The sequence below is a fragment of the Nocardia beijingensis NBRC 16342 genome (assembly GCF_001612785.1).
GTDB lineage: Bacteria > Actinomycetota > Actinomycetes > Mycobacteriales > Mycobacteriaceae > Nocardia > Nocardia beijingensis.
In genome coordinates, this window is sequence record NZ_BDBC01000037.1 from 37,773 (window position 1) to 59,771 (window position 21,999).

Annotated in this window: 22 protein-coding genes and 1 pseudogene; 15 read left to right on the forward strand and 8 right to left on the reverse strand. The window is 68.3% G+C overall.

Annotation, left to right across the window (positions count from 1 at the left end):
- Positions 1-214 precede the first annotated feature (214 nt).
- A complete protein-coding gene (locus tag NB3_RS21400) occupies positions 215-1,690 on the forward strand; it encodes a purine-cytosine permease family protein (RefSeq protein WP_169810730.1) in 1,476 nt (491 codons plus the stop codon).
- A gap of 19 nt (positions 1,691-1,709) precedes the next feature.
- On the opposite strand, the gene NB3_RS21405 is transcribed toward NB3_RS21400, so the two are convergent.
- On the reverse strand, positions 1,710-2,273 hold the full coding sequence (locus tag NB3_RS21405) for a PadR family transcriptional regulator (RefSeq protein ID WP_067806299.1): 564 nt from the start codon (positions 2,271-2,273) through the stop codon (positions 1,710-1,712).
- A gap of 119 nt (positions 2,274-2,392) precedes the next feature.
- Here NB3_RS21405 and NB3_RS21410 point away from each other — a divergent pair, with 119 nt between their 5' ends.
- The 7 genes from NB3_RS21410 to NB3_RS21440 all read left to right on the forward strand — a co-directional run bounded on the left by NB3_RS21410 (position 2,393) and on the right by NB3_RS21440 (position 9,091).
- Complete coding sequence (locus NB3_RS21410) at positions 2,393-2,809, forward strand: nuclear transport factor 2 family protein (protein ID WP_067806301.1); 417 nt, start codon at positions 2,393-2,395, stop codon at positions 2,807-2,809.
- The gene (locus tag NB3_RS21415) at positions 2,806-3,633 is read left to right on the forward strand and encodes an SGNH/GDSL hydrolase family protein (protein ID WP_244892012.1); all 828 of its coding nucleotides are present in this window, start codon (positions 2,806-2,808) and stop codon (positions 3,631-3,633) included. Before NB3_RS21410 ends, NB3_RS21415 begins: the two co-directional genes overlap by 4 nt.
- A 136-nt stretch (positions 3,634-3,769) precedes the next feature.
- A complete protein-coding gene (locus tag NB3_RS21420; RefSeq protein ID WP_067806304.1) occupies positions 3,770-4,117 on the forward strand; it encodes a DUF1330 domain-containing protein in 348 nt (115 codons plus the stop codon).
- Positions 4,118-4,271: 154 nt separating this feature from the next.
- A complete protein-coding gene (locus tag NB3_RS21425; protein ID WP_067806306.1) occupies positions 4,272-5,534 on the forward strand; it encodes a TMEM143 family protein in 1,263 nt (420 codons plus the stop codon).
- 34 nt (positions 5,535-5,568) lie between these two features.
- Complete coding sequence (locus NB3_RS21430) at positions 5,569-6,300, forward strand: MerR family transcriptional regulator (RefSeq protein WP_067806309.1); 732 nt, start codon at positions 5,569-5,571, stop codon at positions 6,298-6,300.
- 323 nt (positions 6,301-6,623) lie between these two features.
- On the forward strand, positions 6,624-7,652 hold the full coding sequence (locus tag NB3_RS21435) for an aminoglycoside phosphotransferase family protein (protein ID WP_244892013.1): 1,029 nt from the start codon (positions 6,624-6,626) through the stop codon (positions 7,650-7,652).
- Between the two features lie 185 nt (positions 7,653-7,837).
- Positions 7,838-9,091 carry a cytochrome P450 family protein gene (locus tag NB3_RS21440; RefSeq protein ID WP_067806312.1) on the forward strand — a complete coding sequence of 418 codons (1,254 nt, stop codon included), beginning with the start codon at positions 7,838-7,840 and terminating at the stop codon, positions 9,089-9,091.
- A gap of 210 nt (positions 9,092-9,301) precedes the next feature.
- Here NB3_RS21440 and NB3_RS21445 read toward each other — a convergent pair whose 3' ends face one another.
- Positions 9,302-9,577, reverse strand: a complete 276-nt coding sequence (locus NB3_RS21445; RefSeq protein WP_067806314.1) for a hypothetical protein — start codon at positions 9,575-9,577, stop codon at positions 9,302-9,304.
- Positions 9,578-9,723: 146 nt separating this feature from the next.
- On the reverse strand, positions 9,724-10,593 hold the full coding sequence (locus NB3_RS21450) for an SDR family oxidoreductase (protein ID WP_067806317.1): 870 nt from the start codon (positions 10,591-10,593) through the stop codon (positions 9,724-9,726).
- Positions 10,594-10,688: 95 nt separating this feature from the next.
- On the opposite strand from NB3_RS21450, the gene NB3_RS21455 reads away from it, so the two are divergent.
- A complete protein-coding gene (locus tag NB3_RS21455) occupies positions 10,689-11,432 on the forward strand; it encodes a TetR/AcrR family transcriptional regulator (protein ID WP_067806320.1) in 744 nt (247 codons plus the stop codon).
- Between the two features lie 13 nt (positions 11,433-11,445).
- Here NB3_RS21455 and NB3_RS21460 read toward each other — a convergent pair whose 3' ends face one another.
- Positions 11,446-14,256, reverse strand: a complete 2,811-nt coding sequence (locus NB3_RS21460) for an aminotransferase class I/II-fold pyridoxal phosphate-dependent enzyme (RefSeq protein ID WP_067806323.1) — start codon at positions 14,254-14,256, stop codon at positions 11,446-11,448.
- A 257-nt stretch (positions 14,257-14,513) separates the two neighbouring features.
- Between NB3_RS21460 and NB3_RS21465 the strand changes: the two genes are divergently transcribed.
- From NB3_RS21465 to NB3_RS21485, 5 genes are all read left to right on the forward strand, one after another.
- On the forward strand, positions 14,514-14,951 hold the full coding sequence (locus tag NB3_RS21465; protein ID WP_084823546.1) for an Hsp20/alpha crystallin family protein: 438 nt from the start codon (positions 14,514-14,516) through the stop codon (positions 14,949-14,951).
- A gap of 32 nt (positions 14,952-14,983) precedes the next feature.
- Positions 14,984-15,253 carry a hypothetical protein gene (locus NB3_RS21470; RefSeq protein ID WP_067806329.1) on the forward strand — a complete coding sequence of 90 codons (270 nt, stop codon included), beginning with the start codon at positions 14,984-14,986 and terminating at the stop codon, positions 15,251-15,253.
- A gap of 300 nt (positions 15,254-15,553) precedes the next feature.
- Positions 15,554-15,766, forward strand: coding sequence for an Rv3202a family protein (locus NB3_RS21475; protein ID WP_067806332.1), 213 nt, complete (start codon positions 15,554-15,556; stop codon positions 15,764-15,766).
- Positions 15,741-16,112 carry a cold-shock protein gene (locus NB3_RS36650; protein ID WP_067806335.1) on the forward strand — a complete coding sequence of 124 codons (372 nt, stop codon included), beginning with the start codon at positions 15,741-15,743 and terminating at the stop codon, positions 16,110-16,112. The genes NB3_RS21475 and NB3_RS36650 overlap by 26 nt, the downstream gene beginning before the upstream one ends.
- 273 nt (positions 16,113-16,385) lie before the next feature.
- Positions 16,386-16,772: a hypothetical protein gene (locus tag NB3_RS21485; protein WP_067806338.1), complete on the forward strand. Its 387-nt coding sequence runs from the start codon at positions 16,386-16,388 to the stop codon at positions 16,770-16,772.
- A 55-nt stretch (positions 16,773-16,827) separates the two neighbouring features.
- Here the strand turns inward: NB3_RS21485 and NB3_RS21490 are convergent, their stop codons facing one another.
- The 4 genes and pseudogenes from NB3_RS21490 to NB3_RS21500 all read right to left on the reverse strand — a co-directional run bounded on the left by NB3_RS21490 (position 16,828) and on the right by NB3_RS21500 (position 19,889).
- Complete coding sequence (locus NB3_RS21490) at positions 16,828-17,181, reverse strand: sigma-70 family RNA polymerase sigma factor family protein (RefSeq protein WP_067806339.1); 354 nt, start codon at positions 17,179-17,181, stop codon at positions 16,828-16,830.
- Entirely contained in the window at positions 17,159-17,326 is a 168-nt protein-coding gene (locus NB3_RS36915) for a sigma factor (protein WP_443093673.1), read from the reverse strand. Before NB3_RS36915 ends, NB3_RS21490 begins: the two co-directional genes overlap by 23 nt.
- Positions 17,323-18,508, reverse strand: a pseudogene (locus NB3_RS21495) (NAD(P)/FAD-dependent oxidoreductase). The gene NB3_RS36915 and the pseudogene NB3_RS21495 overlap by 4 nt, the downstream one beginning before the upstream one ends.
- A gap of 139 nt (positions 18,509-18,647) precedes the next feature.
- Positions 18,648-19,889 (reverse strand): FAD-dependent monooxygenase, encoded by a 1,242-nt coding sequence (locus tag NB3_RS21500; RefSeq protein ID WP_067806343.1) that lies wholly within the window; start codon positions 19,887-19,889, stop codon positions 18,648-18,650.
- A 999-nt stretch (positions 19,890-20,888) separates the two neighbouring features.
- On the opposite strand from NB3_RS21500, the gene NB3_RS21505 reads away from it, so the two are divergent.
- Positions 20,889-21,999, forward strand: a 1,111-nt coding sequence (locus NB3_RS21505) for a toll/interleukin-1 receptor domain-containing protein (protein ID WP_169810731.1), incomplete at its 3' end; no start/stop codon positions are given.

Here is a 21,999-nt window from a genome sequence, read left to right on the forward strand (position 1 = left end):
TTCCTCTGTGGCTGGGGCGGATGCTCGGTGAGAGTCCTTGGAAGTCAGGCAAACTCGCCGAAAATGGACTTATGCTTAGTTGCATCGTCAACTTTGGTTCCCAAACGCTGATCACCTTCTTAGAATGAGCCGACAAACAACGGCACGCTAATCGAGTGCACGGTGGTCAGGCTGGGCCGGCGGTTCCTTCCCACCGACGACGATGGGATTCGACATGGTTGTGAGTTCAGCGGAACCGTCGGACTGGTCCTTCGAGCGCAAAGGCGCCGAGTGGGTCGCGGACGAGGAGCGTCGAGGCAAGCCACGCGCCTTGTTCTGGCCGTGGGCCGGCACCAGTTGCAATGTGGTCCTGGTGTCGTTCGGCCCGTACGTCACCGCGCTGGGCCTGGACTGGCATCTGGCAGCGCTGGCCGCGGCGGTGGGTGCGGTGCTGTCCTTCCTGCTGCTCGGTCTGGTGTCGTTGGCCGGGCAGCAAGGCGGTGCGGCGACCATGGTGGCGGGCCGCGCCGCGTTCGGGTTTCACGGCAACAAGATCCCGGCGCTGCTGAGCTACCTGGCTCTGGTCGGGTGGGAAACCTTCTCGGCGGTGCTGGCGACCCTGGCGGCACGCACGGTGGCGCATCGGCTCGACCCCGACATGGACACCGCGCCGCTCATGGTCGCCACGCTCGTGACCGTCATCGTGGTGACCACGGTGATCGGCATCTACGGCTGCCACGTGATCCTGCGGGTCCAGAAGTGGTTCGCTCTCGCGTTCACCGCGCTGTCGGTGGTCTACGTCGTGCTGACGCTGCCCAGGATCTCGTTCGCCACCCACGGGCAGATGAGCGTCGGCGCGTTCGTCGGCGGGGTGATGCTCGTCGCGAACACGCTGGGCCTGAGCTGGGTCAACTGCGCGGCCGACTACACCCGCTATCTGCCGCGCACCGCCGAGAAGCGCGCGCTGGTCGGCTGGATCACGTTCGGTGGCACCGCTCCCGCCCTGGTACTGATGGGATTCGGCACGGTGCTGGCGGCGGGTGATCCCGAGGTCGCGGCGACGGCCGCCACCGACCCGATCAGCGCCCTGTCGGCCCACTTGCCCACCTGGTTCCTGGTGCCCTATCTGATCCTGGCGCTGGTGGGCTTCGTCTCCGGCTCCATCATCGGTCTCTACTCCTCGGGCCTGGCGTTGCAGACGTTGGGCGTCCGGATCTCCCGGCACTACACCGTCCTGATCGACGCCGCTCTGATCGCCGCCGCCGGTGGCTATGTGGCCTTCGCGGCACCCGGGTTCTTCGCTCCGTTCCAGGCATTCCTGACCACCACCGGTGTGGTGATGGCCGCGTGGGCCGGAATCTTCGTGGTGGACCTGTGGCAGCGTCGCGGCGTCGGTTACGACCGGACCTCCCTCTACAGTCCGCTCGGCGGCTACGGAAAAGTGAACCGCGTCGGGGTCGGTTGTCTGATCGTCGCGACCATCGCCGGACTCGGCCTGGTCACCTCGCCCGATCCGCATGTCGGTCCGCTGCTGGGTTACCTGTTCACGCCTGCCGCCCGCGCGGGTGGCCTCGGTAGCAGCAATCTCGGTGTCTTCGTCGCGCTGGTCCTCGCGAGCGTGGGCTACGCGGCTCTGCACCGGGTGCGTCCGCTCACCCGGGCGAGCGCGGCCGAACGGATCGAAGCGGAACCAGTCCGAGTCAACGCGTAGAGCGCCGTACGTCCCGTTGTCACACGTGTGCGGCGATCCGCCGGTCGATGACCGACAGCGCGAACTCCGCCCAGCGAATGTTCTCCTGCTCGAAGGAGATTCCGCGCAGCAACGTGAGGTAAGGGCCGACGCGCTCGGCCTCCGCCAGGAACGCCTGCTCGCTGCGGCCGTCCAGCAGCCGGGAGCGCAGGCGTTCGTAGCGGGCCAGTTTCGACTTCGACCACTCCAGTTTGCCCGCGATCGCCGCGCGCACGGCGGGGGCGTCCTCGGCGACCATGCCCTGGACCTTCACCATCATCTCGTCCCGAATGGCGGTGGGCTTGGCCGGCTTCTCGACGAATTCGCGCAGGGCCGCCCGGCCGGCGGGCGTGATGGCGTGCAGGCGCTTGTTGGGCCTGCGCTCCTGCTGCACGACCCTGGTCTCGATGAGACCATCGGCCGCCATGCGCTCCAGTTCCTTGTACAGCTGCTGAGGGGTGGCCGTCCAGAAGTTGGCCACCGAGGCGTCGAAGCTCTTGGCCAGGTCGTAGCCGGACGCCTCGCCCTCGAGCAGGGCGGCCAGCACCGCGTTGCGTAGCGCCATCCGCCCAGACTAGCACTTCAAGCGATTATTCAAATTTCTGTCCAATCGGCTCTGGACAGGGTAGATACACCTCGATAGTGTTCGAGGAGGTTATTAAATTCGTTGACTAGGAGAGTGGGATGCACCCGTTCCGGGCAGCCGTGGAAGCTCGCGACGAGGCCGCCATCGAGGCGCTGCCGGCCGACACCGTGGTGTTCACCAGCCCGGTGGTGTTCCGGCCGTACCCGGGCAAGGCGATCACCGCGGCCATCCTGCGCGCGGTGATCCGCGTGTTCGAGGATTTCCGCTATGTGCGCGAGATCGCCGACGCGAACGGTCGCGACCACGCGTTCGTGTTCGAGGCCACCGTCGACGGGAAGCGGCTGACCGGCTGCGACTTCCTGCACTTCGACGAGGACGGCAAGATCGACGACTTCATGGTCATGGTGCGTCCGCTGTCGGCGGCCCAGGCCCTCTCGGCGCGCATGGGTGACCAGTTCGAGCGCATCAAGGCCGAGGCCGCCGCGCAGCTGGAGCGGGAAGCGCGCGGAGCGTGAGCGACCTGTCCGAGCGCGACTCGTACTCGCGCTATGTCGCGCTCGGCGACAGCCAGACCGAAGGCGTCGGCGACGGCGACGACCGGACCGGATTACGCGGCCTGGCCGACCGGCTGGCCGAACGTCTCGCGCGGGCCGAGCCCGGCCTGCTCTACGCCAACCTCGCGGTTCGAGGCAAACTCGCCGGTCAGGTCCGTGCCGAACAACTCGATGCCGCACTGGCGCTGCGGCCGGACCTCGCGACCGTGGTCGCGGGCGTCAACGACCTGCTACGACCGAATTTCGACGCCGACGAGGTCGCCGGGCACCTGGACGCGATGTTCGCCGCCCTGACCGCGCGCGGCGCGGTCGTGGCGACGGTGACCTTTCCCGACCTCGCGCGCATCACGCCGCTCGCGCGCCCGTTCCGCGGTCGCGTCGCCGCGCTCAACCAGCGCATCCGCGCGTCGGCGGTGCGGTACGGCGTCGTCGTCGCCGACACCGAGCCGCACGCCGCCGTCACCGATCCCCGGCTGTGGAGCCCCGACCGGCTCCATGCCAACTCGCTCGGACATCAGCGCATCGCCGACGCCCTCGCCCACGCCTTGGGCCTGCCCGGCGCCGACGGAACCTGGGCCGAACCCCTGTCGCCGCCGCTGCCCGCCACCACGCGACTGGCCACGGTGGTGAGCGAAACGCGCTGGGCGACGTCGTTTCTCGGCCCGTGGCTCGGTAGGCGTCTCACCGGACGCTCCTCCGGCGACGGGCGCACCGCCAAACGCCCGCACCTGCTTCCGGTCGACGATACGGCGACCGCCGCGCACACGGCCCCGCCCCCGTCGTGAGCGCGGCGTCGAGCGTATTCGCCCGCCTCGCAACGCATTGCCGGTCATCGCGATCGCCCAGCGCACCGCCGCCGGAACCGCACCGCTTACCTCGCGGGTAATCGACCGTAGGCGATCGCCATGTCACGATCACATCATGACCGCTTACGCCATAGCCCACCTGCAAGACGCCGCACCGCATCCAGAGATCGCGGACTACATCGAGCGCCTTCCGGCGACCCTCGAACCGTTCGGCGGCCACTACCTCGTGCACGGGACACCGCACGAGGTGAAGGAAGGCAGCTGGCCCGGCGGCGTGGTGATGATCGGCTTCCCCGGGATCGCCGAGGCGCGGGCATGGTGGGAATCGCCCGCGTACCGGGAGATCGCGCCGCTGCGCTCGCGGCACATCGAGGGCGACATCATCCTGGTGGAAGGCGTCCCCGCCGGTTACGCCCCGACCGCCGCCGTAGCGGCGATCCGGGAGGCGGCAGCGCGGCGGTAGACCGGATGGCCCGCCGCCGCGCTCGACGTGCGTCGGGCCCTCGCCGCGCGCGGAAGTCGCGACCGGCAGGTTACCGACCGGCACTCGAGCACCGAATCCCGGCCTCCCCATAGGGTTGTGCCCGACGGACCCGGTCCGCCGAGAGGAGTTGCCGATGGCCGCCGAACACTTCCTGCCGTTCCGCAGAAGCGCGGTGATCTCGCTGTGCGCGGACGAACTTCCCGCTTCGGAACGCGAGTCGTTCCTGGAGTTCGCGCGTCTGCTGTCGGCATCGGTGCACCACGAGTTCCATGCGCGCGGTGAGGCCGTGCTCGATGCCTATCAGCTGGTCGATCCCGCGGAGGACGAACGGGTGATCCGTGCCGCTACCCCGCAGGACCGGGCCGCGGCGCGGGCGCGGGTGGAGCGTGAGCTGGTCGCGTTGGCCGAGTCGGCGGATTTCACGCGCATCGATGCCGCCGAGATCGAGCGCGCGTTCGCGGAGCACTCCCTGGTGAAGGTGCGGTTGGAGGTCGACGCGCAGGACATCGATACGGTGATGTTCTTCCGGCGCGGGGTCGGGCGGCGCACCGAACAGGTGCGGTGGCTGTTCGGTCTGCGGCGGCGCGGCATCGAATTCACCAGCTACGCCAAGGTCCTGGTCTACGTGGCGTTCACCGAGCGCACGGAGGCGGTCGCGGATCGGCCCAACGGCGGTGTGCTGCTGAAGCTGTTCCAGAACGTTCCGCGCGACGACCTCGAGATGCTGTACCCGAGCGTGCGCGTGCGGATGCGGCCACTGGACAAACTGTTGATCGGGGTGCCCGCGGTGGTCTCCGGAATCGTCGTGGTCGTCACCAAACTGGTCGCCTCGCTGGGGCCGCTGCTGTTGTTGCTGGCGTTCTGGGCGGGGTTGCGCGAGGAATCCGTGCGGCTCGATCAAGCCACGCTGGTCACTCTCGGCGCCGGGCTGGCGGCCTTCGGCGGTTATCTGGTGCGGCAGTTCGCCAAGTTCTCCAACCGCAAGATCAAGTTGATGAAGACGCTGTCGGAGCACCTCTATTTCCGCAATCTCGACAACGACGCGGGAGTGTTCCACCATCTGCTCGGCGCCGCAGAGGATTCGGAGGTGAAGGAAGCCGTCCTGGCCTACCACTTCCTGCGCACCGCCGACCGGCCGCTGACCGCCACCGAACTCGATCGGCGAGTGGAGGAGTGGTTCCGCCGACGGTGGGAGACGACCTTCGACTTCCAGATCCGCGACGGCCTGCACAGACTCCGGCGGTGGCGGCTGCTCATCGAGGACGAGCACGGCGCACTGTGCGCCGTGCCGCTGACCGAGGCGATCCAGCGCTTGAATCAGCACTGGGACAATCTGTTCCGTGCGCACCCGCCGGCGGGCGACACCGGGCGCCGGGCCGCGGTCACCTCGGGCTGAAGCCGGTACCCCGGCACGGAAAGGAGAGACGCGCATGATCACCATCGGGCAGCTCGCGCGGTACGCGGGCGTGACGATCAAGGCCGTGCGGGTCTACCACGACCGCGGCCTGCTGCCCGAGCCGCCGCGCGACTCCTCCGGCTATCGCCGCTACCGTGCCGAGGACGCCGTCGATCTGGTGAAGATCAGGACACTCGCGCGGTCCGGCGTGCCCCTGGCGCGGATCAAGGAACTGCTGAGCGCGGACTCGGGCGAGTTCGCCGCGGCCGTCGCCGAGATCGACCGTATGCTCGCCGAACGCGCCGAGGAGATCCGTCGCACCCGCGAGCAGATCGCGCAATTGGGGTCCGGCGACCGGCTGTTCGTGTCCCCCGAGGTCGCCGAGTATCTCGAGCGCCTACGCGAACTGGGGGTGAGCGACCGGGCGGTCCGGATGGAACGCGACCTCTGGATTCTGCTGCAAGCGGTCGCCCCGCGACAGGCGTCGGACTGGGCCGCCGACAAGCTCGACGCCATCGGCGATCCGCGCTTCCGGGCCATCTGCCTCGAGTACGACGCGGCGTTCGACTGGTCCCCCGACGACCCGCGCCTGGTGGACCTCGCCGACCGCACCCGGCGGTGGATCGCGGGCAGGCGCACCGGAGCGGGCCGCACCACCCCGCCGCTGGACCCGGGACTGATCCGCCTGGTGAACGATTCGGTCGGGATCACCTCCCCCGCCTGGGAACGGTTGACGCGGATCGCGCAGCAGGCCACGACCGAGTGACAGCCGCGTATCCCTATGGTCCGTGGGCGATCACGCGCTGGTCGCCCATCGTCGTGTCGGTCCGGCAATCACAATGCGGTACAGCGGTTTCCGGAGTGCGTTACTGTCCTGCGGACCCGTGCGCCGGTGACCCGGCCGCTCGGGCGCTTCTGTCGTACTCCGGAATCGAGGCAAACGAATGAACCACAAGCTCTGGTTGCTCGGACGGTCCGTCACAGTCGGTGCGCACATCATCGGCGAGAAAGTGTTGCGCCCGAAGGCCAGGGATGTCGAGGACGTCCCGGTGTCGGGTGAGACGCTGACCCCACAGTGGGCTGACGGCCGTGCTGTGCCGCGATGTCCCCGAGGCCGAGGTGCTCGGGTTCGAGACCTCGAACGGCAGTCGCGGGACATCCACCCGCGTCGCGATTCGCGTCGACTACAACGAGGCGGGGCAGCGGGCAGGCTTGCCGACGCACCTGTTCGCCAAGACCACGACAGCTTTCTCGCAGCGCATCCTGCTCGGCGGCGGGAAGATGATCGACGGGGAGACCCGCTTCTTCCGCGACTTCCGCCCGCAGCTCGACATCGAGGCGCCGTTCGGCTACTGGGGCGCCGCCGATCCGGCGTCCTGGCGATCGATCGCCCTGATGGAAGACATCGCCTCGACCCGCGGCGCGCGGTTCGTGGAGCCGAACGCCCCGGTGGCCCGGGACCAGATCGAGGATCTGGTGCGCAATCTCGCGCGGTTGCACCGCACCTTCTGGGAGCACCCGGCGATCACGGACCTCAAGACCACGACCGAGGCGCTGCGGGCCTACCTCGCCGCCATCGACATGAAGAAGCGCTGCGAGGTCGGCCTGCGCCGCGCCGCCGAGGTGGTTCCCGAGTCCCTGCACGGCGCGGCGGACCGGCTGTGGGCCGGCGTCGAGCGAGCGATCGACAACGCGACCAACGAGCTTCCGCAGACTTTGCTGCACGGCGACCCGCACATCGGGCAAACCTATCGAACCGAGGCAGGGCGAATGGGTTTCGTCGACTGGCAGGTGGTGATGCGGGGAGGCTGGGCACACGACTTCGCCTACACCGTCAATTCGGGATGTGAGCCCGAGGACCGGCGTGCGTGGGACCGTGAACTGCTGGCGGCGTATCTGGACGAACTCGGAAGTCTCGACGGCCGGGCGCCGTCGTTCGACGAGGCGTGGCTTGCGTACCGGCAGCAGTCCATGTTCGCCTACGCCGCTTGGGCTTTCACGATCGGCAGGGCGGCGTATCAACCCGAGATGCAGCCCGTGGAGACCTGCTTGACGTTGTTGAAGCGAATCACCACGGCCATCGACGATCACGAATCTCTGCAGGCCCTCGGCGTCTGACCCCGAGGGCGTCCACCGCCGTGGCGTCGCGGCCGGATTCTCCTGCGTGGTGATGGGCGGGCCCACGCTATACCATCGACCGGCCCCGGCGTAGTCCCGGTGAGTTCGCTCCGATGCAGTGTCGCGGTACGGAGCGGTAGTTCAGCAGTCCCGTAGTGCAACACCAACAGTTTGGAGTTCGCTCTTTGAGTACGCCGCAATCTCAGGCTCCGGTTCGGACGTGCCCCGTCGTCCACGGCTCGCCGACCGATTCCGACGACCAGCGAGTGCCCATCTACTCGCCCGAATTCGCGGCCGATCCGCACCGTGTGTACCGCGAGATGCGCGGGCGGTACGGATCTTTGGCGCCGGTGGAGTTGGCGCCGGGAGTGCCGGCCACCTTGGTGATCGGCTACAGCACCGCGGTGCGGATCCTCAACGATCCGGAGCACTTTCCCGCCGACCCGCGCGCCTGGCAGAAGGACATCCCCGCCGACTGCCCCATTCTTCCCCTGCTGGAGTGGCGGCCGATGGCCAGCCGCAGCACCGGGACCGACTTCATCCGTTATCGAGGGGCGATCACCGCCAGCATCGACGAGGTCGATCTGTATGCCCTGCACGACATCGTGGAGGGACTCGCCATCCCGCTGGTCAACTCCTTCTGCCGAGAAGGGCGGGCCGAGCTGATCAGCCAGTACGTGTTCCCGCTGGTCTTCGAGGTGGTGAACTATCTGCTCGGCTGCCCGCCGGAGATCGGTGCGCAGGTCGCCGCGGGGACGGCCGCCCTGCTCGAGGGCGTCGACGCCGAGAAGGGCAATCAGATGCTCGGCGAGGCGCTGATGAGCCTGGTGACGCTCAAACGAGCCGAACCACAGCGCGACATCACCTCGGTGCTGCTCCAGCATCCCGCCCAGCTCGATGACGTGGAGGCGTCGCATCACGTGTCGCAGGTCTACGGCACCGGGATCGAATTCCAGCTGAATCTGATCGCCAACACCCTGCTGCTGATCCTCACCGACGAGCGCTTCGGCGACAGCATCCTCGGCGGGAACCTGTCGTCCCGCGACGCCATCGACGAGGTCTTGTTCAACGACCCGCCACTGGCGAACCTGCTGATCACCTACCCGCGCCACCCGATCCTCATCGACGGCGTCTGGCTGCCCGCACACCAGCCCGTCGTCATCAGCATGGCCGCATGCAACAACGATCCCGCGATCCGCACCGGCGATTTGACCGGCAATCGCTCCCACCTGGCCTGGGGCCTCGGCCCGCACGCCTGCCCCGCGCGTCCGCTGGCCTACCTGATCGCGCAAGAGGCCATCGACCAACTCCTGGACGCGCTGCCGGAGATCGAACTGAACCTGCCGAACCGGACGCCCGACTGGCGGCCCGGTCCGTTCCACCGGGCATTGACCGAATTGCCGGTCACCTTCCCGCCGACCGCTCCACTGAACATCTGACCCAGCCGCGGGCACAGGTCGCGTGGCACCGGCTGTCTCGGCTCGAAGCGCAGCGTGACCGATGGGTCGATCTGTAGTCGCCGGACCGGGCTGCGATCGCGCGGCGGCCGGAAGGACCCTTGCGGCGGCGCGGTGTCCGGATCTCCGCTGCGGCCCCGCTATTCGATGGCGGGGCCGCAAGCCCGCGCCGTGCACATCAGCCGTGAACTATCAGACCTGAGGCCGGAAATGCGGCCGGTTGGGCGCGCCGGGAGTGAGGTTGGTCGCGCCGCCAGGGGTGAGGGCGGTCTGGCCGCCGGGCGTCAGATTGGTCTGCGGGCCGCACACCAGGTTGGGCCAGCGACAGGTCGGTAGGTTGGGGTCCTGATCGGCATGGGCCACGCCGGCCGTCACCAGTCCCACGCCGAGCAGGACGGGCGCCGCGGCGATCGTCATGGCGCGGGCGAAGCGGCGGGTGCGGCGGGTCGAGTGCTGGTCAGTGGTCATATGGGTGCTCCTTCGTGTCGGTGCTGCGGGGCGTTCCCGCTGTCGTTGTGACGTTGTCCAGCCTCATCGACGCAGGACAGCGCCGAAAGGACACTCAGGGTGCGCGACGACCACCCCTGCACATGGTTCGATCCCACCAAGGTGGGTCACCGGCCGCCGCCGGCCAGTCGCTCGCGCAGCACCGTGCGCAGGCCGATGGGTTCGCGGCCGAGCAAAGTGGCCAGCGCCGGGTCGACGGTGGCGAACTCGCCTGCGCGGGCGGCCGCGAAGATGCCCACCAGTTCGGCCGCCCGCTGCGCGGGAACGCCCTGGCCGGTCAACTGCTCCTGGAACTGCTCGTCGGGGGTGATGGTCCTGGTCATGGGCCGACCCGTGACCTCGCTCGCGATACCCGCGATGTCGTCGAAGGTCAGCGCTCGCCCCCCGGTGAGCGGCGGCGTCGGCCCGTCGAAGCGGCCTTCGTCGGCCAGGATGACGGCGGCTGCCTCGGCGAGGTCGGCGTGTGCCGTCCAGCTGACCGGCCCGTCGGCGGGGAGCGCGATCCGGCCGGAATCCACCGCGTGGTCGAGGAAGTGCACCGCGCTGGCGGCGTAGAAGCCGTTGCGCAGCGAGGTGAACGGCACGCCACAGGCGCGCAGCGCGTCCTCGGTGGCGGCGTGATCGCGGCAGGCCTGGAAGTGCGACGAGGGGTTGGCCCCCATCTGGCTGGTGTACAGGATGCGACGGGCGCCCGCCGCGACGGCTCCTTCGATCGCGGTGCGATGTTCTTCGACGCACGCCTCGCCCATCTTGTCCACGGAGACGATGAGCACCTGAGAGGCGCCCTCGAAGGCGTGGGCGAGGCTGCGGGGGTCGGTGAAACTTCCCTGCCGCACCCGGACCCCTCGCTCGGCGAACGGCCGCGCCTTCCGTGGGTCGCGGACACTGACGCCGACGTGCTCCGCGGGTACGCGCGTGAGCAGTCGCTCGACGATCTGACGCCCCAGCTGCCCGGTGGCTCCGGTCACGATGATCATGTGGCACTCCATGTTTCGAGGTTGTTTCCAATGGAATCACAAATACGTTATCACTGATACTAACGATGGAAGCAATATCGCGATATCGTTGATACATGACCTCGCATCCCGGCGGCGGCGATGCCGCGACCGTCAGATCCGATGCCCCTGCCACGGCACGCGAGCAGACCCGGCAGCGGGTCATCGAGGCCGCCATCGATCTGCTCACCCACGGGGGTCGCGACGCGGTCACCACACGCGCGGTCGCCGATGCGGCGGGCTTGCAGCCACCGGCCATCTACCGGCTGTTCGGTGACAAGAACGGGCTGCTCGACGCGGTGGCCGAGTACGGCTTCGTCGCGTTTCTCGCCACCAAGCGCGTCGATCCCGACCCGCAGGACCCCATCGAGGACCTCAGGGCAGGCTGGGACGTCGCGGTCGAGTTCGGTTCGGCCAATCCCGCGCTGTTCACCTTGATGTACACCGAACCCGCCGCGACCGCGTCGGCTGCCTTCCGGGCGGGCATGGAGATCCTGATGGGTCGTATCCGGCGTCTCGCCGCCCGTGGCCTGCTGCGCGTCGACGAGGAACTCGCGGCACAGATCATCCAAGCCACCACGCGCGGTGCGGTGCTGACCTGGCTTTCGCTGCCCGAGCAGCGGCGCGATCCGGCCTTGTTCACCACGCTGCGGGAGTCCATGGTCGCCGCGGTCACCTATGAGAAGCCGGCCGTGCGCGACCCGGGCCCGGCAGGCGCCGCCCGTGCCTTGCGCGCCGCACTGCCCGAGCAGACGACCCTCAGCAGCGCGGAGCGGCATCTGCTGGGGGAGTGGCTCGACCGCCTCGCCGCCGACGGCTAGAGCGCTGGCGCGGCTACCACGAGACGGTCCTGGCCGGATCGCTTCCCGCGACCACGAGATCGCCGTTTCCCGCGCCGTCGGCCGCCCCGGCACTCGGGTGCCGAGCCGAGGCCAGCCGCCGGAGCGCGGCCTCGGTGAAGACCGACAACCCCAGGTCGGGGTTGTAGCCGTGGATTTCCTTGACGTCGAGCTCGGCCAGGAAATACAGGATCTCCGTCGAAACCACCTGTCCGGGAACCAGGATCGGGAAGCCGGGCGGGTACGGGACGACGAACGTGGCCGACACCAGGGGCTTGCCCTTGGCAAGCCGGCGCCCGGCGTCGCCGAGCAGCACATGTTCGCGGTCGGACTCCTCATATCCGGCGTAGAAGGCCGATCGCATGTCGCCGAACGAGCTGGCGCCGTCGGGGCGGAACGCGCTGTCGAACTCGCTGAAGTCGGGCAGCGCGGGCAGATCCTTGGTGATCTCGTCGATCCGTCGCTGCCGCAGGGCGCGGTCGGCCTTGCCCGCCGCGCTCGCGCTGCTGTCGAAGTCGGCGGCCACCCGGCGCAGCACGTCGAGCAGGTGGTGCACGCTCGACCAGGTGACGCCGATCGTGAAGATCAGCAACACGCTGTTGATCGAGGTCTTGTTGATCTGGATGCCGAACCGGTCCATCAGGATCTTCTCGCGGAAGTCGAACCCGTTCATGCCGGTCTCGCCGATGAACAGGGTGACCCTGGTGGGATCGAGCACGAACTGATCGGACCGCCACGCCTCGTTCCATTCCGCCAGGCCACCCTGTCTGACCTGCCGGTACGAGCGGACGGCCGAGGGACGGAACTCCTCCGGCACCAAGTCGTCCTCGTCGAGGATGCGAAACCACTTGCCGATCAGCCGGTCTTTGCGGACGCGGTGCCGGAACACCAGCGCCATGTCGTAGACGTTGCGGACCAGCTGGAAGCCCTCGATGTCGACCTGCCTGCGTGCCAAGTCCAACGACGCGAGCAGTTGCTGGTTCGGCGAGGTCGAGGTGTGGGTCAGGAACGCTTCGGCGAACGTCTCGCGGACGAGGGCTTTGAAATCCTGGTCGCGGACATGGATCATCGACGCCTGCCGCAGCGCGGACAGCGACTTGTGCGTGGAATGCGTCGCGTATACGCGTACCCGGGCACGCGCGGGGTCGGGGAGCAGTCTTCGGTCGCTCCACTCGGCCCGGTCGACGTCCCGCATCGAGGCGCGCCACTGGCGGTACTCCTCGGCGTAGCCGGGGGAGGCCAATGTCGATTCGAGTTGCTCGGCGGCGACCATCGCGGTCCGCTGGCGAGCCCACGGCACGGCGGTCGCGAACGCGTACCACGCCTCGTCCCACAGGAAGCAGATGTCGGGCTTGATCGCCAGCACCTCTTCCATCACCCGCCGGGGGTTGTAGACGATGCCGTCGAACGTGCAATTGGTCAGCAGCAGCATCCGCACCCGGCCGAGTTGCCCGGCGGTCTCGAGGTCGAGCAGCGCCTTCTTGATGGTGCGCAGTGAAACGGCTCCGTAGATCGCGAACGGTTCCAGCGGGTAGGCGTCCAGATACATCGGGTACGCCCCGGCCAGCACCAGGCCGTAGTGGTGCGATTTATGGCAATTGCGGTCGATCAGAACGATGTCGCCCGGCCGGGTCAGCGCCTGCACGACGATCTTGTTCGCGGTGGATGTCCCGTTGGTGACGAAGTACGTCTCATCGGAGCACCACGTCGCGGCGGCTTTGTCCATCGCCGCCCTGATCGTGCCGTGCGGATCCAGCAGCGAGTCCAGTCCGCCCGAGGTGGACGACGTCTCGGCCATGAAGATGTTGCGGCCGTAGAACTCGCCCATGTCCTGCAGCGACTTGGAGTTGAAGATGCTGGCGCCACGCGCGACGGGAAGCGCGTGGAACTGGCCGACCGGCGCGGCCGCGTAGGCGCGCAAGGCGTCGAAGAACGGTGTCGAGTATCGGCCGCGGATGCCCGCGAGCACCGTGCTGTACAGGTCGGTGACGTCGTTGAGCCGATAGAACGTGCGGTCGTAGACGTCCGGCTGGTCCTCGGTCTCCGCGGCGATCGACTCGTCGGTGAGCAGATACAGATCGATATGCGGTCGCAGCTTCCTGATCCACTCGCCGCATTCGATCCAGTCGCGGGTGCGGTCGGTGACGTCCACGTCGTCGTTGGCGCCGAGCAGCGTGGTCATCAACGGCACCCGGTCGCCCGAGCGCAGCGGGAGGTCGTGGCGGATGATCGCGGCCTGGATCTCGCCGTTCAGCGCGGCCGCGGTGATGGCGTCCTCGATGCTCGGCACGACAAGCAGTTCGAACCGCACGTCGTCGGACGGGTCGCGAAGTGCCCGCAGGCTCGCCGCGAGGCCCTCGGGCACCTCGGGCGGGGAATCGTCGCCGAGCAGGACGGTGTAGAACTGCTGCTGTCTGGCCCTGGCCACGAGTTCCTGATCGGCCAACGGGGCGGAAGTGTCGAACACCGCCGCGCGGTCGCCGTACTCGGAGAGCAGGCGCACGGCCAGCGACACCTCATCGGTGAGCCGCACCGTCGCGAGGTCGTCGAGATAGTCGCGAAAGGTCGTCAGTCTCGCCGGGCCCGGGTACAGCCAGTACCGCTCATAGGTGCCGAGACGATCGAGGAGGCGCCGCACCCTGGCGGCCGTATGGGTGGTGTCCAGCCCGGCCCGGTCGACATCGGCGAGCCTGCGGCACGCGTCGTCGAGCAGATTCCACGTGTCGATGCGCGAGTACGACGGGTTCGCCACCGCCGCAAGCGCGGAAACAGAGAGCCCTTTCGGGCGCTCGCCGTCTCGATGCATGTCGTCCGCCCTTCGGTGAGCCCTCCGGACAGCCATCTCTGCCCATATTGTGCTCCGCCGCCGAGCGAATTCCCAGCAGACGATCGCGGCCGAGCCCGTCGTGCGGGCCTGTGCCTCACCTCCCGTGCGGGAGTGATCGCGGCGCGCCGGTCGAAATTTCGCCCTACCTCTTGCACTCGCCTATGGAGAGTGCTAAAAATTATCTGTGTCTAGCGACATAGGTTATCTGAGTTCTCTTCAGTAGAGAGTGGAGTGAGCTGGAGGTGACGACCATGTTGATGCGCACCGATCCGTTCCGGGACTTGGATCGTCTGACCGAACAAGTGTTCGGGACCCCGGCGCGCCCTGCGGTGATGCCGATGGATGCCTGGCGCGACGGCGACGAGTTCTTCGTGGAACTCGACCTGCCCGGCGTCGACCCCGATTCGCTGGATCTGGACGTCGAACGCAACGTGGTCACCGTGCGGGCCTCACGCCCGCAGTTGGATCCGGGGCGGGCGATGATCGCCACGGAACGCACTCGCGGTGTGTTCAGCCGTCAGCTGTTCTTGGGCGAGAACCTCGACACCGACCGCATTCGCGCGGACTACCGCGACGGGGTGCTGCGGTTGATCGTCCCGGTGGCGGAGGAGGCCAAGCCCCGCAAGATCGAGGTCACCTGTGCCGGGCACGAGCGTCAGGCGATCAACGCCTGAACGCGGGTGCTGCCGCACCGGAGGTCTTCGTGATGACCGCCGTAGCCGCACCCGAGTTGTCGTGGCTGGATGACCGGCTGCTCGCGCTGGATCCCGACCTCGAGGAGTTGTTCGGCGAGGTGGACGACATCCTGCGCGGGGCGCAGGCGCGATGGCGGCCGCGACCAGGCCGGGCGCGCCCGAGCAGTAGCCGGCGACCGCGACAGCCGCCCCGGTTACGGGGGCGGCGCCCGGAGCCGGTGCCCGCCACCCAGCGCGGCCCGCCCGTGCGCCCGCTGCGCTGGATGGCCGACCAGGAGTGAGAGCGAGGTGATGCGCGTATCGCACAGGAGCACACCATGATTCCGCGACCAGCGGGACACGACCTGCCGCACTCGCATCGAGCGGACCGGCTCCCGGCTCCTTCCGGGAAGTGACGGTCGCCGTGCCTGCCACCGGAAGTGGCGCGGGTAGGCGCTGTCCCGCCCGTCAGCGGAAGTTCATCGACCCATGTCCTTCGATCCCTTCTGTCGACGGGTGGGCCCGGTCGGCGCAGAGCCTCCGGGCCCACCCGGCCCTTCGCCGGATTCCCGCACGATCACGGTTCGAGGAAGGAGACCGCCATGTCCACGTTCCCGTACGGCAGCGACACCGATCGCGCCGGCCAGGACACCCTCGTCTACGACCATGACCGCGACATCGGCCTGGACACCGCCGCGGTGCACCCGCTGGCCGAGCGCATTCGTGCCGCGTTCGACACCGCCGCTCTCACCGACCGCATCGACCAAGCCTGGATCACCCCGCACCCGTATGACGACTACGACCTCGCCTACTGACCGCATCCCGCACCTCGACCCGCACACCGACACGGAGCTACCGCGCTGGCAGCACGGGCACGTCGCCTGGTTCAACACCGAGAAGGGCTTCGGCTACCTCACCCCCGACCGCGGTGAGCCGGTATTCGCGGAGTATCGCGCCATAACCACTCCCGGGTACAAAACGCTCACCGCCGGGCAACCGGTGATCTTCACCTACGCCGACACACCTCGCGGGCCCGAAGCCACCCAGATCATCCCCTATACCCGCGCCGGCACCACTCCACGTCCCGCGACCTATCGTCAGCGCGGCGACCACGGGCGATCGACTCGGCCGCGCCACCCTCGCCGCCGGTACCGCCCGTAAGCATCGGCGGTGCGAGCCGAGCGGGCCGGATTCCGCTCGGCTCTCGGTCCGCTGGGCCGCTCACCGCTACCTGGCCCGTCGCGCCCGGGCTCGTCCGACGGGGGCTCTCGGGCCGAGGGTTTCGCTCTTGCCGGGTTCCGATTCCACTGTTACCCAGGATCTATGCCCATGAATACAGATTTATTAGTTCGAAACCAGCACGATCTACCGCAGAACGCACCGGCTCGCCCAAGTGACTGGCATCCGGGCTCACTGTGGTGGGATGCCCGAACCGTGCTGGTGACCCAGGAGACCGAACCGGGCCGCTGGGAGCGGCTGCGGCGTCTGGTGGTGCCGGTCGGGCTCGGGCGGCTGGCGTTCCGGCTCTCGTCGTGGTCACCGGAGGCCGCGCGGATGATGCGCGACCGCCGGGTCATCGTCCAGGCCGGGGACTGGCTCGGCGAGCCCGCCATCGGATCCCGCGAGCATCAGGGCAGCGTGCAGCTCTACGGCCCCGGCCCGCTGGCCGACACCGTCGCCGAGGGTCTGCGGCTCAAATACGGTCGGCGCCTGACCATGGCCCGGCTCGGGCACCAACTGAGGCTCGGCTCGGCGCCGTACGCGGACCTCGTCGCCGTCGTCACCGTCCGCGAGAACAAGGGCCTGCTCGCCCTGCCCTGACCGCGCGGACCCGCCCGACGTCGTGGGGCGCCGTCACCGCACCGCGGGGGCGCTGCTATCGGCTGATCCGGCGCGGGACCGTCGCCGTGGCCAGTTTGTCCGGGTTGCGGACGGCATAGAAGTTGGTGATCTTCGCATCGATGATCTCGATCAGAAAGACGCCTTCCAGCTGGTCGCCGCTGTAGGCGGCCAGCGCGGGCGTGTTGTTGAAGTCGACCATCTCGATCCGCATGTCCTGGGTGCGCTGCCCGGTGTGGAACAGATTGATCAGGACGGCGGCCACCTTCTCCGCCCCAACCACCGGCCGCCGCGCCGCGGTGGCTTTGCCGCCGCTGTCGGCGGTCCAGGTGACATCCGGAGCGAGGAGTGCGAGCAGCCCGGCCGTGTCACCGGTGCTCGCCGCTGACATTCGCCAGGTCCACTTGGGACCACCGGAGATAGCTGTCCTGCAGTACGTCGTCGGCTTCGGTAGCAGAGCCGAGGATTTCGTAGGCGATCGTGAACAGCAGTGGCCGTAGCAGGGTGAACCGCTCGGCATGCTCGTCGGCGGTCATGCCGACCTGACCTTCGACGCGGTGGAGGCCGGCTGCGCGGGGCGCGGGTCGCCCTCGAGCCAGCCCAGCGAACCCGGCTCGCCGGCTTCGCGGCGAATCTTCCCCACCCCGATCTTGCAGGTCATCTCCTTGATTCGCGCGCCGGCGCGACCCCCGATGTAGATGTTCACGGCGGTGTCGTCTTTGCGCGCGAGCTGCCAGATGCCGGCGCGACGGCCCAGGCTGAGGCATGTCCTCATGAGGGCCAGGTCTATCACCGCGGGTTCGGTGCCCGCGATGTGGTTCAGCACGGTGTCGGCGGCCTGCGCTCCGAGCGGCCCGGCGGCTTGGCCGCTCATCCGCAACGGCTGGCCCGAGGGAGCGGCGGCGTCGCCGGTCGCCACGATGCGGTCGTCGTCGATGCTGGTCAGCGTCTCGTCGGTGAGCAACCGACCGAGTGCGTCGGTCCGCAGGCCGCTCTCGGCCGCCAACCGCGGCACGCCGAAACCTGTCGTCCAGATGGTGAGTGCGCTCGCACGCACCGCACCGTCGGCGAACACAACGGCCTCCGGCCGGACCTCGGCCACGGTGTCGCCCTCGATCACCGTGACCCCGTGGCGGGACAGCCACTTGGCGACATACCGGCGACCCGCCGCACTCAGCGACGGCATCAGCGCCCGGCCGCACACCAAGGTGACCGCGCGTCCCTGTTCGATCAGCTCGGCGGCCGTCTCGATACCGGTCGGCCCGCCGCCGACAACGATGATCGGCGCTTCGCGCGGAAGCGTGTCCAGCCTGGCGCGCAGCCGCTGGGCGTGCTCCCATTCGGCGATGGGGAAAGCGTATTCCGCCGCGCCGGGCACGGACGGAACGGCGGCGGTGCTGCCGACGGCGTAGACGACGTGGTCGTAGTCCAGCGCATGACCCGACGCCAATCGGCACCACCCTGGCGGCGGTGTCGATGCGCGTGGCGCTGTCGACGACCAACCGGATGCCCGCACCCAGCAACGTGCCGTAGTCGATCGTCGCGTCGCCGGTGCCGGCCACGAACTGGTGCAGCCGGACTCGGTCGACGAACTCCCGGCGAGGATTGACCAGCGTGATATCGATATCGGCGCGCATCCGCAGGTGATTGGCCGCGAGCGTGCCCGCGTAACCGCCACCGATGACGACGACTTTGTGGAGGGTGCCTTGTTCAGTCATGCCCTCGAGACACCGGGCCTCGCCGGAACATGACAGGGAAGCGATATGACGTGCGTCACCCGAGACCGTTACGCCCGCTCCGGGTACGCGATCGGCATGCCTGTGCTGCCGAATCGCCACTCGAGGGTCGGGTCACCGGTCAGTGCAGGTGATGATCCGTTGCCCACCGGCGCACCGGCGGGAGTGTCATCGCGAGTTCCCCCCGTCGGGCGGCTCGCCACCAGCGCTGTCCGGAGTCGATGCCGCGCCGGATCCTGCGCACGGCGGGGACCTGTGTGAGCAGGTGTAGCTGATACCGCCACGGCATCTGCACTCCGTGCCGAGCCGCCATCGCGTAGGCGAACCGCACGGCGCCGCGGTCGAGATACCGGTCGGCGTGTTCGAACCAGGCCATGCTCGTGCGGGCGGCGGCCTGGATCGGGCGCATGGCAGCGCGTCGCTGCGCGTCGTAGTGCTCCAGCGCGTCGGCGACCTCGCTGTGCTGGTACAGGTTCTGGGCGAGCACGACGGCGTCGACGATGGCCAAGCTGGTGCCCGAGCCGATGGTGAAGTGCGTCGTGTGCGCAGCATCGCCGAGCAGCACCACGTTGTCGTGATACCAGGTCTTGTTGGTCACCTCGGGAAACCGGCTCCACCTCGCGAACTCGCCTCGCGTTTTGCTGATCAAGGAGTGACCGTCGAGGGGGCGCCGGAAGATGTTCTCCAGAACACGCAGGTTCTCCAGGTTGTCCAGGGAATCGAAGCCCAGTCCATGCCAAGTCCGCGGTTGACACTCGACGATGCAGGTGCTGATCTTCTCGGCAACCGAAGGGTAGGCATGGAACCAGATCCAACCGGCCGAGGTCTCTTCGAAGGCGAAAGTGAAGCGGGAGAACACCTTGTCCGTGCCGAGCCAGATATATCGGTTCGCGCCGAGGGCGACGGAAGTACCGAATCGATGTTCATCCAGCTGCCGTATCCGGCTGTTCGCGCCGTCGGAGGCGACGACGAGATCGATGTCGTCGTAGCCGGACACATCGTCGACCTCTCGGCCGTGCTGGACGTCGACGTTCAAGTCGCGCGCCCGCCGGGAGAGGATGTCGAGCAATGCCGCGCGGCCCATGCTGAACCCGTAGCCCCCGAAATACGCGGTTTGGTCGTCGCGTATCCGAATCGCTTGTTCACGCCAGAGAACCGACTCGGCACGCATCGCCTGGGCGCTGTCGGGATCGTTCCGGTACAGGATGTCGAGCAGGTTGTCCCAATACACCACGCCCCAGCCGTAAGTGGACCCAGGGGGATCGCGATCGATCACCGTGATCTCATGGGCCGGGTCGCGCCGCTTCATCGAAATCGCGAAGTACAACCCGGCCGGACCCCCACCGACACACACGATCTTCATCTCGTCACCAGCTCCAGCGCGGTAGGTCGAACCTGGCAGCGTACGAGCGGCGCCCGATGCGGCCGAGCCCGGCACGCGGTGCGTGTCCGGGCCCGGTCACCGGCGTCAGAAGCTGCCCCAGCCACCTCCGAACGGGTTCCACCAGGGGCCTCCGCCGCCCCAGCCACCACCGCCCCAGCCGCCACCGCCCCAGCCGCCGTGACCCCAGCCGCCCCCACCCCAACCCCAACCCCCGCCGCCCCAACCGCCGCGACCCCAGCCGCCCCCGCCCCAGCCGCCGCCACCCCAGCCGGGGTTGTCGACGAGTTGGGTCGCGGACGTGGATGTCGTCGCGTGCGCTGTAGGCGCTTGCGCCGCGGCTGCGACGACGGGAATCGCAGCAAAGGCGGCTACACCGGCGGCAGCGGCCAACCGGGCGAACTTCGTGCGTGAAATCTTTCTCTCGAACATGATGGGCTCCAGGTACAGTCCCGACCTGCCCGAATCCTACGCGTATTCGCCGAACTCCATAAGTCGCTCCGGTGACTAATTCAAATTTTTTCTTTCCCATTTTCGACCGGTCGGCCACGGATTGACGCTCGGCCTCTGGGCCGCCATTCAGGTGTCCATCGACGCGGTCACGGTCCCGGCGGGGGAGGCGACACCGGAATGGTGTGGCGTCTGTTCGCTGCGGCACCGGTTATCGCCCGGGGTGCGCAGGGACAGTGGGATATGCCGCCGGTCGGTGGTGCGGAACGTGGCACCAGCGCTCGCCGGTGCGTCCGGCCCGGAAATGAGGCGAGGGACAATACTGCCCGGAGCAACTCCGCCGGGAGCCGACTCGTGACAAACGAGGTGTTGTAGCCCAGACTCGATTGGCGCGAAGTGTTGTTCGCCGCGCATTTCGCTGCGGGAGGAGATCGGCGTATGCGTGCAGGGTCCATCGGGTGGCTGCGTCGGCGAAGCCGTATCGCGCCGGTGCCGGCGGAGTCGGGTCGACGGACCGATATCGATCTGTTCATGTCCTACAGCCACAGGGCCGACAAGGATTTGGCTCCCGATCTGCAGCGAGCGCTCGGACAGCTGGCGAAACCGTGGAATCAGCCTCGCGCGCTGCGGGTTTTCCGAGACCGCACCGACCTGGCGACCGCCAGCGATCTCACCGCGGAGATCGAGGATGCTCTCGCCCGCTCACGCTATTTCCTGTTGTTGGCCTGTCCGGAATCCGCGAGATCGGAATGGGTCGGCAAAGAGGTCGAATACTGGAAGCGGCACAAGTCACCGGAATCGTTCCTGATCGCGGTGACCGACGGGGCCGCGGTGTGGAACGGTGGTGATTTCGAATGGCCGGCTTCCACCGCGCTGCCGCAATCCCTGCGTGGTTATTTCGCGGCTGTCCCACTGTGGGAAGATTTGTCTTTCGCTCGGGACAAAGACCGGCGTTCGCTGCGCCACAGCGAATTCCGGAGCGCGGTGGCTTCGCTGGCGTCGAAACCGCGTGGTGTGCCGAAAAGGCAACTCGACAGCGAGGATGTTCGCCAGCACCGCAGGGCTACCCGAGTGCGGGAGGCCGGGGTGGCCGCGCTGGTCGTGCTGCTGGTCGCCGCGGTCGTCGCCGGGCTCGGATTCCTTGTGCAGCGCAACGAGGCCCGGCAACAGCGTGACATCGCCGTAGCTCGCGAACTCGTCAGCCGAAGCCGGCTTCTCACTGTCACCGACCCGTTCGGCTCCCGTCTGACCGCGCTTGCCGCATGGCGCATCGCCCCCACACCCGAGACACGCCATGCCCTGCTCGATGTCGCACACAACCCGCGCACCGTCGTGCTCACCGGCCACACCAGCAGCGTCGGGTCGGTGGTGTTCGCTCCCGGCGGACGCACCCTCGCCACCGGCAGCGCGGACGGCGCGCGATTGTGGGACACCACCACTCGACAACCCATCGGTAGCCCCCTCACCGGCCAGACGGGCGGTGTCACGTCGGTGGCGTTCGGTCCCGACGGTCGCACCCTCGCCACCGGTGGCAAGGATCGCACGGTCCGGTTGTGGGATACGGCCACTCGGCAACCTATCGGTGACCTCATCACCGGCCAGACCGGCGGTGTCACGTCGGTGGCGTTCGGTCCCGACGGTC